Genomic DNA, 14217 nt, shown 5'->3' on the forward strand with positions numbered 1-14217 from the left:
TCCGATTGCTGGCCTTCGAATACAACAACACCAGCAGGGGTGGCAGCACCTACCGCACGATTCAGCTCAAGGACCCGGCGGACCTTGGCGGCCCGCCGCTGCCTGCGGGTGGCGGGGATGGCAATCGTCAATGGGGGCCACCGCCCGATGAGGGCTATGGCGGCTTTGGCGAGGAGGTTCCTTTCTGAGTCCAACGTCAACGCCAACAACAACACCAACCCCTGCCGCTACGGATTGACCCGACAAGAGAACACTTCAAGCCCCACTTCAGACCGTTCCATGCCGAACCACCCCCAGCCTCCAGATCAGCACCTCGCTCGGCGCCTCCTCGAGGCCTTTGAGCGCGAGTTCTGGGCTGGTCACCATGACCGCGCCCGTCTGCTCTGTGCCCCCCTGCGGGTGCTGCACCAGGCCGTCGACACCAGCCCCGAACCCGGGCCGCTGATCGCCTCCGTCCTGCAGAGCCTTGAGGCGGGTCCTCCCGCCCCGTGATGGCGCCGCCGGTTCCACCATCTGCCCGCTCCCCTTCCTGGGAGTGCCGTGAGTGTCTCTGGCTGCTCACCCCGGGCCAGTGGGACCAGCTGCTCCGCGCTGCGGCCCGTTGCCCTGGCTGCGGCCGTGGCACCGGTGCCTTCCGCCCCCTCTCTCCCCGCTGGCGGGTGATCGAACGTCCCGACCAGGACTGCCGCTGACACCAGAGCCCATCACCGGGCAACGCCCGGCCTTTTCCACCTCCACAAACCTGCTGCAATGTTCCGCTTCCTTGTCCGCTCCCACCCGCCCGATCAGCTCCTGCCACGCCACCTCGGGCTGGTGACGATCGACTGCTTCTGCCACCGCATGTTGGTGGCACCGATCCCACTGAACGTTGCCTTCCGCTTGCTGCTCGACATCTGGCTGCGGCTGCGCCATCCGGTGCCACCGGACCAGCTCGATCGGCTGGCGAACCGCCTGCTGCACGCCAAGGCCTACCGCGAGGGCTACCGCGCCGGCAATGCCGCCCTCTATCCGCCAGGAACGGCGCTGATCTTCACGCGGGCGACCAAGGACACGGTGGTGGCGGCCTGGAACACCGGTGTCCATCGCAATTGCGAGGAGCTGGCTCAGCGGGTGCTGACGGCCGCGATCCACAGCGGCCCGGACCCCCGCAACTGCGAGCTGCCGATCCTCTGATGCCGGCCTCGCCCACCACCTTGCTGCTGCTGGACTGCGAAACCACCGGCCTCCAGGTGGGGAGCGATGAACTCTGCGAGATTGGCGCCGTGCTCTTCTCGGTGCCTCACCGGGCGGTGCTGCAGCAGCTCTCCTTCCTCCTGCCCATCGCCGCCAATGGGGCCCAGGAGATCAACGGCATCGACCCCGTCCTCACGCAGCAGCCCCAGCCTGCCCAGCAGGCTCACGCCCTCTTCCTGGCGATGCTGGCCAGTGCCGATGCCTTGGTGGCCCACAACGCCGCCTTTGACCGGCCCTGGATCGACGCCTGGCTGAGAACAACCGGCGCAGGAGACACCGAGGCCCAGGGCAAGCCCTGGATCTGCACCTGTGACGGCATCAGCTGGCAGGGCATCAAACCCAGCCCCTCGCTGGCAGCGTTGGCGCTGGCCCATGGCATACCGGTGTGGGCGGCGCACCGGGCACTGACCGACTGCATCTATCTGGCTCAGATCCTGGAGCGCGACCCGCAGCTCGAGGAGCACCTGGTCGAGGGCCTGCAGCCGCGGCGGCTGGTCGCCGCCGATCTGCCCTTCTCCCGCAAGGACGAGGCCAAGGAGGCCGGTTTCCGCTGGCTGCCGGAGCGCAAGCAGTGGCAGCGCCGCTGCACCGAGGCACAGATCCAGGCCCTGCCATTCCCCACCTACGAGGTACAGCCATGAGCCGAGCCAAGAAAAACCAAGCCGCCTCCCCGCACTTCCCCACCGGCAGCCGCTCCATCCACTTCGACGACCTGGAGGAGGAGTGCTGGTGGGCTCTGCTCCATGCCCTGGAGGTTCGCATCCGTTACTTCGACCAGCAGCGCGCCGGCTACGTGCGCCTGGACGATCCGGGCCTGCAGCGGCACATCGACTGCTGCGACGAGACCCTTGATCACCTCCGCAGGCTGCTGGCAACAGCTCAGCAGCAGATCTCCCCTGCCTACTGGCCCCCATCTCCTGAGGTCAGCCGATGACCCGCCGCCGCAAGCAGCCGGACTGGACGCCGGCGAGCGCGTTCAAGGTCACCAAGCTCAAACCCAACGGCCCCAAGCCCGGCCAGTCCGTCGATGCCTGGCTCTATGGCAAGGAGAAGGGGCGCCAGGAGCTCATGGACGACCCACGCAACCGTTTCAACGACCTGCCGTGAGCAGCACGGCTCAATTCATGATCGTCCGCTAGCTGAAACGCATCGCCATCAGCAGCGCCAGCGCCGCAGCGGTGGCCTTGTCCCTGGCTGCCCTGCTCACACCGGTTCCCAGCCTTGAGCCTCAGCGCACCCGCGGCCGGCTGGTCTGATGCAGATGCGCGGCATGGCGTAAACATCAACTCCGAGGCCAGACTTTGCCCCTAGATTGATGCGTCGCCACGAGCTCTTCCAACACCCCGATGGCAGCCAGTAACGGCTCAATAGCGATGTCTAAAGGGTGATGCACCCACAGAAAACAATTACCGAGAAACCACCGATCACCGCGCAGCGCAATGGCATTGGCGGCCATGCAGAGGAACTCCAACCATGACCGACAGTGCAGCGGATCTCCAGTGTTGGGCGAGTCATAAGGCGCTGCAGGCCTTCAGCGCCTGGTTCGTCAAGAAGTATCCAGGCCCCGACGCGATCATCCATGATCCTCGCGATCAGGCGTCAATCATCTTCCACACGGTCGACGCCTTTCTCACTTGTTACTGCACCCCAACGCCGATTCCGGCGATAGGTCCACCCGATCGGCTTCCAACCGAGTACGAGCGGCTCCTCGAGGAGTCCATCAAGGTGGCCGGCGGCGGTGATTGCTATTGGAACGAGCGCTTTGTCTCGGCCTTGCAACGGCGAGGCCTGACGCTCGCCACCGTCCGCCAGCCACACGACCGCGCCGAGTGGTACCCCGCCGGGCGCCCGCTGCAGGCTCCGCGTTCCTTCACGGCCGGGGCCTACGCCAGGCCGGCTGGAGCCCTGGTGGTCTGGCAGGTTGACCCGGCCGAGCCCGAGGCGCAGGCATGAGCTGGAAGCCAGAGCTGATGCCAGATCACGCGCTCGACCCCGACTCGCTCGTGGGGCGGATGCTGGAGGTGGAGAAACTGGAGGCGCCGGCCCAAGAACCGATCCCCGCTCCACAGCCGGAGGCCCCGCTTTGGAAGCGGATGCACCATGCCGCCTGCACCGCTGGCGGCTATCCACTCGCCTCTTCGTGCATCGCCGCCGAGCTGCTCGTGCTCGCGGACCAGATCGTCCCCTTGGCTCCTGAGCCATCCCGCGAAATTCTGGAGGACCTGCGCCCCGAGGAGCAGCTGGCCAGAGCGATCGAATGGGAGCGCTGGAGCGTGCGCCAGCAGATCAGGAAGGCGCTCGCCGCCGAGGCCCGCAAGGCGGACCTTGGGGAGCCATGACTTCGTCACCGAGCCGATCCGCCTGCTCACCAGCTGGACTTCCAGCTGGTGAGCCCTAAAATATTCGCGCCCCCAACCCGCGGCGCGGATCTGCCCGGCTGACCCGGTTTCCGCCCGTTGGCTGGTGGGGGGCTTCTGCCCCCAGCCCTCAGCTGACCGTTTCCAGGCCCTTGACATGGTCAGCTCAGCTGAGGTGCAGGGCAGGTATCGCTTCGGGACGAATCCTGCGGCAGCTCCCCTGAAGACCGGCTCCATCCACACGTCGACCGGCTCGGCCATCGAGTGTCATCAGGCCAGAGGCGCTGCATCATGAATTGACTCCCCACGTTGATCGAGCAGCTCAGTCACTTCAGCCTTGAGGACAATGAGGTCAGAAAAGGCGAGACCATAGACGGCATCATCATCAATAGCGCCATAGTCATGGGCAAGCAGATTACGGAAGTCAATGATGAGCCTGGAGTTTGAAATCAAGTCGAATGTGCTGGCCTCGATCTTGCACAATCTCGTGAGTGCCTCACCGATCAGAATGAACTCGCGTTCCACCGAGGAACGAACTGAACGCCTAGAGCGATAGTCGACAAGACTGACATCCGCCAAGACGGCTTCTATAGCCAGACAGGCTTCAAGAATGTCCAGCAGGTAAACAGACGAATCACGACGCGTCATACACGAGCCGCTTCGTACGATCGATCTCTTTGGCGATGATCCTGTTCTTGACTGCGCCGTGCATGATCAGATCAACGTCGGACTGAAAGACTTCCTTCAGTGCGTTGAGTACATCAAAATAGACATGGACACGCTTGCTGATATCCATTGAATGAAACTCGACTAGGAGATCGACATCACTTTCGCCGGGACGATAGTCGTCTCTCAGGGCGGAGCCAAAAACAAAGAGCTTCTGTATGCCGAACTGCTTGCAGACGGCAGCAATCTTTTGCTGCTTCTGATCAAACACGTTTGTCATTGGACACCTCCTTCAGGCAGTGTAACCGGCACGCCATGGTTGAACCACAAGCGTTCTGTTCCTTGCCCTTCTCCTGAATCCGCCCATTCAGAAGACGCTGCAAGCGATTTCGCGCCAAGTGGCCAAAGCCCTAAAAGGACGACGGGGACTCAGCCAGCGTGCTTCTCGGCGCGGCAGAACGACCACCAGCAACGGTGGTGCCGATGCTGACCAGGCTGCCATCCACTGACAATCCATCGACTGGTGCGTGGTTCTCAACGGCCCTGGGCAGAGAAGTGGACGGCTTGAGCTTCAAGGGAGCAGGGAGGCGGGTCAAGCGGCTCCGGCGGTGCCAGCGCCACCGGGGAACGCCAGCACCAGCAGCCCGGCGCCATCACGCTGCGCCAGGCCGCCGGCCTCCTCGAGCATCGCCTGGTTGCGGATCGGCCCGGCCGCCATCCCCAACCGCGACCACTCAGCTCTGCGCTGGCGCACCGGCCAGCCGAGGGCCTGGGCCTGGCACTCCACCAGCTGATCGGCACCCCTGGCACCGCCATGGAACAGGGCCAGCACCCAGCGGCAACTCACCGCTGCCAGTAGCGCGGTGCGAACAGCGCCGGGCTCCCAGGCCAGCTCCCGGCCGCCGCAGGCCACGACCACCACCGTGCGGTGCGCATAGCTGGGCACTTCGGGGGCCACATCGCAGCCAGGATCGCCCTCCATGACTAGAGACTAGGGACCTGTAAGTTTAGCAGCTGAGCTGCTAGTGATGAGTACAGGAGACAGATGGCCTGAGTGGGCCGCGCCCCGCGCAGCGGCGGGCCCCGGGCCGCCGTGACCCAACCGCCCCAGCCGGGTGGCGGCGAGGCGTTCCCAGCACCCGCGCGCAAGGGTGAGGCCGCAGGCCGAACCTGCCCAGCCCTTGCGCCGGGTGGCACGTTGCACCGTCTCGCTGGCCGGTCTGCGCTGCTGAACACTATCCCGCTACGGGTAGTAGCCTTGGGTCCGCTATCCTTAAGCAGCTACGGCTCCCGATTCTCCTACGGCTGATCCTCGCCGCCAGGTGCGCGTGGCTTTGATGTTCGCCCTCGGCGAGATCACGCCCGACGATCCCGCCGTGGAGGTACTGCGGGATTCAGCGCCGCTGGAGGACGCCGACGGGAACCCCATCTGGCCGGAGCCTGCGCCAGAGGAACCCCGCAAGCGGGGACGTAAGCGCAGCCCAGCCGGCGACGGCATCGGGATCCGCTTCCCGGCTCAGGCCGCCAGCAAGCGCCCGACCCGGGCGGAGGTGGAGCAGCGCATTGCCCAGCTGCAGTTCTGGCTGGCCCAGCGCCTCCCCACCACCCACATCCGCGACCAGGCCGCCCTGCTCTGGGGCATGACCTCCTACTGCACCCTCAAGAAGTACCTGCGCGTCGCCCGCTCGCGCATGGTCGAGGAGCTGGTTGAGGACCGGCTGGTGCACCAGGCGGAGGCGATCTTTGCCCTCCAAGACGTCGCCCGACGCGCGGCAGAAGCCGAGCAGTTCTCCGCCGCCGTTGGTGCTCACCGCGTGCTCGCCGAGATCACCGGGATGCTGCGGGCGCCGATCAAGCCGCCATCGGCCGCCTGATGCTGGCCCCACCCGCCACGGTTTCCCCCCTGCTGCGGCCAGGGCCCATCGCCGCTGGCGGCGTGCTGGGCTCGCCCTTCCACGGCGACCCGTGGGGCGATGCTGGCGTGCTCGGTTTCCGTGATCCCTCGATCGTCAGCGGCAGCGCGGCGCCCCTGAGCCTGCGCGAATTCATCACCGAGGCGATGCCCGCCTACGGCTTCCACCGCTGGGCGCGGGTGTTGATCGCCCTGCTGCAGCAGATCGCCGATGGCGAGCTCTCCAGGCTGATCGTCACCTGCCCGCCGCGGCTGGGGAAACTCTGTGCTCACGACACCCCTGTGCCGACGCCTCGAGGATGGCACCGCCACGGTGACCTCAGGCCCGGCGACGAGGTGTTCGGACCCGACGGGCAACCGACTCTTGTCCTGGCGATCTCGGCAGAAGCCAGGGCCACCATGAAGGTCACCACGACGCGTGGTGAGGAGATCTGGTGCCACCCGAATCACGAGTGGCAAGTCCGCAGGCGCCGCAGGCGACGGTGGGAATCTCTTGAGACGCGAGAACTTGGATCCCGGCCGCTCCACACGGGTGAGCTGGGTCGACGCGGTTCGTGCTTTCTCTACCAGCTGCCCACACCTGAGCCTCTTCGGTATCCGCGCCAGGACCTGCCTTTGTGCCCCTACACGCTTGGCTACTGGCTGGGCAACGGCTCCGTCGGCAAGCCGGTGGTTACGCATGACCGCGAGGATCTGGCCCCGCTGGATCCGATGGTTCTTGCCGGCTATGAGGTTTCTTCCGTCCACCAACACCGCACGCCTGGCTATGAGCGGGTCCGTGCCACCTCACTGGCCGGTGACACTCGCAAGGGCAAGCCCAGCCCGCTTCGTTGTGACCTTCTCGCCGCTCGTGTCCTTCAACGGAAGCACATTCCTGAGATTTACCTCCGTTCGTCGATCAACCAGCGTCTGGCGTTGCTTGCTGGACTGATTGATAGCGATGGATCGGTTGACACCAAAGGCCGCGTCAGTTTCTCCACGGTGCTTCCTGAGCTGGCCGAAGCTGTGCTCGATCTGGCGGAAGGGCTGGGCTTTCGCCCCTACCGCAGCGAGACGCCCGCGAAGGTCAGCAGCAGCGGCATTGAGGGCCGCCGCAGCGTCATTGCGATTGGCTTTCAGCCGACCATGTCGATTCCGACGCAGCTACGGCGCAAGGCGATCCGACGGCTGGCCCCACAGCGACAGGCTGCGATTGCCCGCATCGAGCACGACCCCGGCTCGCCCCACTGGGGCCGCTGCATACAGGTGGACCGACCCGACGGCCTCTATGTGATCGGCCGCCGACTCACGGTCACCCACAACAGCCTCCTCATCTCCAAGCTGTTCCTCGCTTACTTCGTCTACCGCCACCCGCACCTGTTCTCGGCGGTCGCCAGTTACTCCGGTGAGCTGGCCTACGCCCATTCCCGCGAGGCGCGCCACTTCTACCGCGCCACCGGCAACCCCCTCTCCAGGGATTCAGCGGCCGTGGGCAACTGGCTCACGCCTCAGCGTGGCGGCTGCATCGCCGCCGGTGTCGATGGGCCCTTCAACGGCAAGGGCTACTCGCTGGGGATCATCGATGACCCATACAAGGGCCCCCATGACGCCGGCTCCGCCCGCGTTCGCGATCGCATCGTCGAGTGGCTCAAGTCCGTCTGGTTCCTGCGCGCCGAGCCCTCCTTCATCGACGCCGGCCAGGGCGCTCTGCAGCGCAACCTCTCAGCCCAGGTGATCGTGCTCACCCGCTGGGATGAGAACGACATGGTCGGTTGGCTGCTGGCCCAGGAGCTGGAGCAGGCGCCGCAGCACTGGCATGTGCTCGATCTGCCGGCGATTGCGGAGCACAGCACCGATCGGCCCACCTACCCACCCACCGTCACGCTGGAGCCGGACTGGCGACTGCCTGGTGAGCCGCTCTGCCCCGAGCGCTTCCCGCTGCAGGAACTGCTCAAGATCCGCCAACGCACCGGTGCCTTCTGGTGGTCGGCGCTCTACCAGCAGCGGCCGGCACCGGCCGCCGGCGGCATCTTCCAGAGGGCTTGGTTGCGCAGCGCCTTCCCCCGAAAGGCCAAGCGCCGTTACGCACCTTTGATCCTCTCCTGTGATCTGACCTTCAAAGGGGAGGAGGACAGCTGCTACTGCGGCTTTGTGCTCATGGGGCTGCTGTCGCCTGATCCCGGCATGGCCCAGAAGCTGGAGATCGAGGTGCTTTGGGCGGTGCGCAAGCGCCTCGGCCTGCCGGGCACGGTCCACTTCCTGCTGGCGGCCAGCGCCGCACTGCACAAGCAGGGCCTGCGGCCCAACGCGGTGCTGGTGGAAGACGCCGCCAACGGCCCGGCCGTGCTGCAGGTTCTGCGCCGCAAGATCCGCGGCTGTCCCGCGTCAACCCCCTTGGCCGATTCGCGACAACCAAGTTGGCCGGTGAGGGCCCCCAGGTTGTCGCCGGCGACAACCTGGGGGCGGCGACACGAAAAGTGAGCCACTCCGCTACCAGAAGCCCGATCAGCACTGGGGTTTTCTTGATCGGCCTGCTGCCGGTCCCCCCGCGCGGCAGCAAGGAGCTCCGCGCCCATGCCGTCGCACCGCTGCTGGAGGCGGGCCAGGTCGCCTTCCATCCCCGCGCCGAACCCCTCACCGAGGAACTCCCCCGCTTCCCCAAGGGCAGCAAGGACCTCACCGATGCCTTCTGCCACGGCGCCCTCTGGCTGGAGGAGCGCTACTGGAAGGGCCTCGGCGTCCAGAACGCGCCGGTGCCGCTGCTGCTCTCGCGCTGATGGTCCGGCAGCTCTCCCTCTTCGATCCACCCCCCGCGGCGGAACACCCTCAGGCGGAACATCCGGGAGGTGCACACCCCGGCGATGAGCACCCACCTGCGCCAAAGCGGCCCCGTCCACCGCGCCGGCACCGGGTGCCCCATCCCCGTGCGGCGGCCCACGCCCTGGCGCTGCAGCACCTGGATCTGGCCGACACGATCGCCGCCAACTTCGCCCGCCGCACCATCCACCCGTTCGATGACCTGCGGCAGGTGGCGATCATCGGCCTGCTCAAGGCCGCCCAGCGCTACAACCCCTCAGGCGGCCGGCCCTATCGCCCCTATGCACGCACCTACGCCAACGGCGAGATCATCCACTACCTCCGGGACTCGGGCTTTGCCATCAAGGTGCCGCCCACCTGGCGGGATCTGCATGCCAGTGGGCAGAAGCTCCTGCGCCAGGGCCTCCCGCCTGGTCAGCTGCCCCAGCGGCTTGGCATCACGGCTGCACGCTGGCAGGAGATTCAGGAGGCCTGCTCGATCACCGTTGTGGCCCTGCCGCCTGAGACCTGAGGCGACTGGCGATCGCTGGAACGCTGTTCCTGAGTGGCAGGCAGGGAGCCTGAGGTGGCTCAGCAGATTGCTGATGGTGGCCTGTCCACTCGAGGGGCTTGTTAGCAGGCAACCTTAACCGACGCACGAATATTCTTCACCTCTAGAGGAACCGAATGCTCTTTGTAAAATGCACGCGCAAGCATTTGCACCGATGGGCCTTGCCTGGGCACTCGTGTCGTCACAGCATAGCACTTTCTATTTGTTGACTTGTAACGATCTTTGGTCGCATTAAGTGTTGCTCCGAGCTGAGAGACCGCCTTCTTCAGATCACATCCTTTCAGTTCTACAAAGTAGGCAACATCTGGATTGCATTTGGCAACAAGCAGCCAATCGCATCGCTCTTGATCGCCAGTGATGAGACATCCATCAACCTTTACTTTTTCAATTGTATGCCTCGCCTCGTTGACCAGCTCGAAGGAGCTGCGATTCTCTTGAACGACAACTCGTGTGTCTTTCACGACTGAAGTGCATTTCTCGTAGCTCAATTGCCTGCTCCATTGCGCTCCAGAAGTTCATTCATTACGGCCTGGAAGTGATCGGACACTTCGTCTAGAACCTCGCCTCCTATCATGCGAAATTCAGTATCAGTAATCTTCTTTGTATGCCCAGAAGTGATTGTATAAGCAGATACATCCTCAAAATCGATTGGAGATCCACCTCCTCCTATCTCTTTAAACTCAGCATCACTAATCTTCTTTTCATTCTTGACATCGCCAGCCAGGATATTATTATTTAACGCTGACAGGATATATGGGCTGTGAGTTGTGATAAAGAATCCCATGTCAAGGTTGGCTCGCAGAGCCGTTAACATGGAGATGATTCTGCTTTGAGAAGTAGGGAAAAGATGGGCCTCTGGTTCCTCTATAAAGAACATTCGATCCTTTCCGTCACCTGTGACAAAAGGCCAGACTGCAAGAGTTAATAGCATGGGTAGCGCTTCCTGTTGCCCAGACGATGCATTAACTAGATTAACTCGACGCCCTTTTGACTGAATCCAGTCCTGATCGTCATCGTATACATAGCGGCCATCTATGATAGACTCAATTGAGCGATCCAACGTTTCAGCAAGATCATCGGGTTTTCTCGGAAACAACGAGTCTCTATACCATCGCTTGGAGGATTCGTATAGACTTCCAAAATCCTTTAGAAATGGATCGATGTCGAGGTTGGATGCCATGAAAGTAAATATATTCTTCTGCAGGTTGGCAAAGAATGATCGCGAGGCGGGTATAAATACTGATGAGGCAAAGAAGCGACCATACTCCTCGCTTTGCCTTAGTGGTTCAACAACGCACTCATACATTAAGTGATTCTGATAATTTAGCAGTTTTCTGCTTGGCTTTTCATGAGCGCTATATTCTTCTAGTGCCTTTGAATAAGCACGCTTCTTTGCAACGAAGAGTTTGGTAAGATTTTCTGAGTATGAAACAGAGAGCCTAGTTTTCCCCTTTGCCACACTCTTGCCGGCAATAACCATGCGAATCTGGTCGACTTCGTATGTGATTTCAAAGGAGCTACTTTCCCATGCATACCTTGGAAAGCGGATTTCAAAATCTTCGAGTATAGTCTTGTCAAGCTCCCTTTTGGTTGATTGTGAGCGAATACCATCGAGAAAATGCTTCGATGCACGCCTAAAGAAGTAGACAAGCTTGGCGATAAGACTTTTTCCGTTTGCCTGCCGACCAATAAGAATGTTAATCTTTTTGACTTCTATCAAAGATTTCTTGATTACCAAGAAGTCATGTACTTTTAGGGATTCGCTCATGGCTCATTTGTTTGGGTCGTGGGTGAGAAACGGGATTGCAACTTGCGAATTCTAATGGGCTGGCGTTGGCCTGCTAACGCTCCCGATCACCTGCACGCATACCCTGTGGCTCAAAGACGACGAACTGATGCCGTGCCAGGTGCATCGGGTTGTTCGCTGGCTACTCGTCATTCAGCAGCTGCTTATACCGGCTTGTAGTTGACAACTTAGAGATTTGCTGATCTGCTCTGGTCGAAATGAAATCAAGAACTTCAATAAGCATCTGGTTGGAGGTTCTTGCCTTAAGATATCTGGCTAGACTTCGAAACTGTTCGGCACAGGATGAAAACTGAAGACGGGAGGAAAATTCTGGATCCTGCGGTAAGCGGCACAAGATTGCGATCTCCGCGTCCTTAAACCTGGATACTAATATCTCATAGTATCGATATGCAGCATTTGAGACACCATATCCGTTCCCTACATAGCACATTGCGATCGCTTTGACGTATTGACCCCTTACTGCGTCTGGTACATCGCCATTCTCTGGAACATACGCGGCAAGTGCACGTGCTTGAGCAGGCTCGTGATGGAAGTTGCTGAAACCAGTATGGGCTTCATATAGATTTTCTACTTTTTCAGCGAGTTCAAGTGCAAGTGTGTCGGAAGGAAGAAACGTGAGGCCATTAACCGTTTCAAGAAACTCTCTTGCCGAGTCACGCTTGGAGAGCTCACCGTTAGCGGCAAAAACCGCATACTTAAGCCCAAGTTCTTGCTTAGCCTCCCGTGGAGCTTGATTCCATGCAGCCTTTGCAATAAGTCGAATATTGTTCTTGGCATCAGCTGCAACGTTAGAGTCAACAAACATTCCAAAGATAGTGCGAAGTAGCGAAGTAGCAAGACCCGCCGGTAGCAATTGTATATTGTGATTAATTGGAGCAACATCTACGGCAGCTAGGTGGTTGGTCCTGATATTGCCAAGTAAGCGTTTAACTTCAATCACCGGACCTGAGGGTTCTGCCGCTACAACCTCACGGATACAAGTTTCCAGCCAGGAAACCAGCTGTAGCCCGGTAAGGTCTACTTGGTTTGGATGAGCGGCACTTGCCCAATTACGCATATTGCGAATGTAGTCAAGATGCTTAAATCCAATCTCGGACAAGATCCCAGTTAGCTGGCAGCCTCGAACCAGCTCCCAATCGTCAAGCTCACTAAGGCTGTCCTCGTCCTGCAGCCTTCTACGGCGGTCTGGATTCGTAACAACGCTATCAAAGAAGTATTCAAGATCAAAACGAGCAACTTTGGCTCGAAGATTCTGAATCGTTTCATCCCAGAGGAAGTTCAGGGCAGCATCAAAAAGTCCCGCGCCGCAAGCGGCAACAAACTTTGATATGTAATGTGAATTAGGAAGTAGGGTCGCTGGCACCTGTTCAATAACGCCAGGCAGGTTTGAAATCACTCGCCCCCTCTCCCTTATTGGAACAAGCACATTCTCACTGGGCAGCCCAAGCCGATCTAGATATGCACCTAAGCCTGTCTGGAAAGCATCGACACTTTCTGCGAGCTCCGACAGATTAATAGGGGTGATATCAGAGCTCATCACATGTACGACTTGTGGTTTTGAAGAGTGTAGGGCAAGACCAGCGAACAGTGATTCGGCGGTCCGCAGAAGCTGACGCCAGCCAAAATTTTGCCCCATAAGCTGCGGGAATTGACCTTCTAGGTCTAGGAAAGGTCATTACTAACAAGGCTTTTCGCGTATTGTTACCTACTTCATGGATTGATATGCGGTCCGCAAAAGATCCCTCTGTTCCTCAAAGCATGTCGGCGGGGCTTCGTAACCCAGATGGTCCCCAGTTAGCACATGGGTGCAGCCCATGATGGTCTTCACATCGCTGTCGCAGAGTAGTTCCTGAATCGTACGGATGTCAGCTCCCTGTTCCAGAAGGTCCCTGGCGAACGAATAGTGGAAGGTCTGGGAGGTCACCTGACTGCTGAGATCACGGGACTCCCCGGCTGGTTGCCCCATCGCACGGACCGACAGGTCACGAGAAAGACACCGCTCCACGAGGGAACGGGTCAGGCAGTAGCCGGGTCAGGCCCGTGCTGGTTTGGTACCGGAATCATCAATGGCAATAGCCCATAGCCGCCATTCCTTCGCCCGTGCCGAGCCGCTCCGCGACAAAGCGCAACCGCTACCGCCGGCCCTCACCGCTCGAGGAGGCCGCCGCCTTCAACAAGCAGGTTCTCTCGGCCCCATGGGCGCGGCAACACCCCACCCTGGCCGCCATCCAAGACCGCCTCCAGCTGGTGCTCGATGCCTGGAACCTCCTTCGGGCTCCGGATGGCTCCTGCCGCCGCAGGCCCTACCTGCCCCAGGGGATCAAGGAGCCCGATCCGGTCTACGACTCCCGCATCCAGCACGCGCAGCCCACGGGCTTCTTCCGTGATGCCCTGCGCACCTACGCCGGCATGCTCAGCTTCCTGCATTGGCAGGCACTGCCGGACTCCCTCAAGCGCATCGTCGGTGATGTCGACGGGATGGGCACCGACCTGGCGGTGCTGCTGTTCATCGCCGATCTGCTCGTGCTGCGCGATGGCGGCTGTCTGCTGCTGGTGCTGCCGCCGGCCACGGGCCACGAATCAGAAGGTCACCGGCTGGAGGCGATCGCCCATGGCGATCGGGCCTCCCTGCCAAGGCTGGCCCTGGTGCCCCGCGCCGATCTCCTCGACTGGCAGCTCGCCAGCGACACCCGCACCCTGCTGGAGTTCAGCTTCCGCCGCGATGAACGCCGCGCCATTCAACCCGCGCAGTACGGCGCCGTGCCGGTATTGATGGTCGGTGCCGACGGCCAGATCCTGCAGGCACCGAACGTCGAGGACTGGATCTACACCACCTTCCAGCTCAGCCCCGGCGGCTTCCAGATCAGCTCCTGCCGCGCCGAGCGCTCCACCAGCC

The 14217-nt window shown here is 61.3% G+C and carries 19 protein-coding genes and 1 pseudogene; 14 read left to right on the plus strand and 6 right to left on the minus strand.

Annotated elements, in window-relative coordinates; all coding sequences use genetic code 11:
- From KBZ33_RS19075 to KBZ33_RS19115, 9 genes are all read left to right on the plus strand, one after another.
- A partial coding sequence (locus KBZ33_RS19075; protein WP_254955030.1) for a hypothetical protein occupies positions 1-188 on the plus strand: 188 nt, incomplete at its 5' end.
- A 91-nt stretch (positions 189-279) separates the two neighbouring features.
- Positions 280-492, plus strand: coding sequence for a hypothetical protein (locus tag KBZ33_RS19080; protein ID WP_254955029.1), 213 nt, complete (start codon positions 280-282; stop codon positions 490-492).
- Complete coding sequence (locus tag KBZ33_RS19085) at positions 492-692, plus strand: hypothetical protein (RefSeq protein WP_254955028.1); 201 nt, start codon at positions 492-494, stop codon at positions 690-692. Before KBZ33_RS19080 ends, KBZ33_RS19085 begins: the two co-directional genes overlap by 1 nt.
- 58 nt (positions 693-750) lie before the next feature.
- Positions 751-1173: a hypothetical protein gene (locus tag KBZ33_RS19090; protein WP_254955027.1), complete on the plus strand. Its 423-nt coding sequence runs from the start codon at positions 751-753 to the stop codon at positions 1171-1173.
- Positions 1173-1874 (plus strand): 3'-5' exonuclease, encoded by a 702-nt coding sequence (locus KBZ33_RS19095; RefSeq protein ID WP_254955026.1) that lies wholly within the window; start codon positions 1173-1175, stop codon positions 1872-1874. The genes KBZ33_RS19090 and KBZ33_RS19095 overlap by 1 nt, the downstream gene beginning before the upstream one ends.
- Entirely contained in the window at positions 1871-2167 is a 297-nt protein-coding gene (locus KBZ33_RS19100; protein WP_254955025.1) for a hypothetical protein, read from the plus strand. Before KBZ33_RS19095 ends, KBZ33_RS19100 begins: the two co-directional genes overlap by 4 nt.
- A complete protein-coding gene (locus tag KBZ33_RS19105; protein ID WP_254955024.1) occupies positions 2164-2340 on the plus strand; it encodes a hypothetical protein in 177 nt (58 codons plus the stop codon). Before KBZ33_RS19100 ends, KBZ33_RS19105 begins: the two co-directional genes overlap by 4 nt.
- Before the next feature lie 366 nt (positions 2341-2706).
- Positions 2707-3186: a hypothetical protein gene (locus KBZ33_RS19110; RefSeq protein WP_254955023.1), complete on the plus strand. Its 480-nt coding sequence runs from the start codon at positions 2707-2709 to the stop codon at positions 3184-3186.
- Positions 3187-3203: 17 nt separating this feature from the next.
- Positions 3204-3572: a hypothetical protein gene (locus tag KBZ33_RS19115; protein WP_255011909.1), complete on the plus strand. Its 369-nt coding sequence runs from the start codon at positions 3204-3206 to the stop codon at positions 3570-3572.
- A 288-nt stretch (positions 3573-3860) separates the two neighbouring features.
- Here KBZ33_RS19115 and KBZ33_RS19120 read toward each other — a convergent pair whose 3' ends face one another.
- The 3 genes from KBZ33_RS19120 to KBZ33_RS19130 form a co-directional block, all read right to left on the minus strand.
- The gene (locus KBZ33_RS19120; RefSeq protein ID WP_254955021.1) at positions 3861-4238 is read right to left on the minus strand and encodes a DUF86 domain-containing protein; all 378 of its coding nucleotides are present in this window, start codon (positions 4236-4238) and stop codon (positions 3861-3863) included.
- A complete protein-coding gene (locus KBZ33_RS19125; RefSeq protein ID WP_254955020.1) occupies positions 4225-4536 on the minus strand; it encodes a nucleotidyltransferase family protein in 312 nt (103 codons plus the stop codon). The genes KBZ33_RS19120 and KBZ33_RS19125 overlap by 14 nt, the downstream gene beginning before the upstream one ends.
- A 312-nt stretch (positions 4537-4848) precedes the next feature.
- Complete coding sequence (locus KBZ33_RS19130) at positions 4849-5238, minus strand: SLOG family protein (protein ID WP_254955019.1); 390 nt, start codon at positions 5236-5238, stop codon at positions 4849-4851.
- Positions 5239-5593: 355 nt separating this feature from the next.
- Here KBZ33_RS19130 and KBZ33_RS19135 point away from each other — a divergent pair, with 355 nt between their 5' ends.
- The 4 genes from KBZ33_RS19135 (at position 5594) to KBZ33_RS19150 (ending at position 9475) form a co-directional block, all read left to right on the plus strand.
- A complete protein-coding gene (locus tag KBZ33_RS19135; protein ID WP_254955031.1) occupies positions 5594-6130 on the plus strand; it encodes a hypothetical protein in 537 nt (178 codons plus the stop codon).
- On the plus strand, positions 6130-8628 hold the full coding sequence (locus KBZ33_RS19140; protein ID WP_254955018.1) for an LAGLIDADG family homing endonuclease: 2499 nt from the start codon (positions 6130-6132) through the stop codon (positions 8626-8628). Before KBZ33_RS19135 ends, KBZ33_RS19140 begins: the two co-directional genes overlap by 1 nt.
- Positions 8629-8669: 41 nt before the next feature.
- On the plus strand, positions 8670-8924 hold the full coding sequence (locus KBZ33_RS19145) for a hypothetical protein (protein ID WP_254955017.1): 255 nt from the start codon (positions 8670-8672) through the stop codon (positions 8922-8924).
- A gap of 134 nt (positions 8925-9058) precedes the next feature.
- Positions 9059-9475 (plus strand): sigma factor, encoded by a 417-nt coding sequence (locus tag KBZ33_RS19150; protein ID WP_254955016.1) that lies wholly within the window; start codon positions 9059-9061, stop codon positions 9473-9475.
- A 101-nt stretch (positions 9476-9576) separates the two neighbouring features.
- Here the strand turns inward: KBZ33_RS19150 and KBZ33_RS19155 are convergent, their stop codons facing one another.
- The 3 genes from KBZ33_RS19155 to KBZ33_RS19165 form a co-directional block, all read right to left on the minus strand.
- Positions 9577-10002 carry a hypothetical protein gene (locus KBZ33_RS19155; protein WP_255011910.1) on the minus strand — a complete coding sequence of 142 codons (426 nt, stop codon included), beginning with the start codon at positions 10000-10002 and terminating at the stop codon, positions 9577-9579.
- The gene (locus KBZ33_RS19160) at positions 9999-11282 is read right to left on the minus strand and encodes an AAA family ATPase (RefSeq protein ID WP_254955014.1); all 1284 of its coding nucleotides are present in this window, start codon (positions 11280-11282) and stop codon (positions 9999-10001) included. Before KBZ33_RS19160 ends, KBZ33_RS19155 begins: the two co-directional genes overlap by 4 nt.
- 160 nt (positions 11283-11442) lie before the next feature.
- Positions 11443-12858 (minus strand): hypothetical protein, encoded by a 1416-nt coding sequence (locus tag KBZ33_RS19165; protein WP_254955013.1) that lies wholly within the window; start codon positions 12856-12858, stop codon positions 11443-11445.
- Positions 12859-13421: 563 nt separating this feature from the next.
- Here KBZ33_RS19165 and KBZ33_RS19175 point away from each other — a divergent pair.
- Positions 13422-14217 (plus strand): annotated as a pseudogene (locus tag KBZ33_RS19175) (hypothetical protein); the annotation flags it as partial.

Source organism: Cyanobium sp. Cruz-8D1 (assembly GCF_024345975.1).
Classification (GTDB): Bacteria; Cyanobacteriota; Cyanobacteriia; order PCC-6307; family Cyanobiaceae; genus Cyanobium.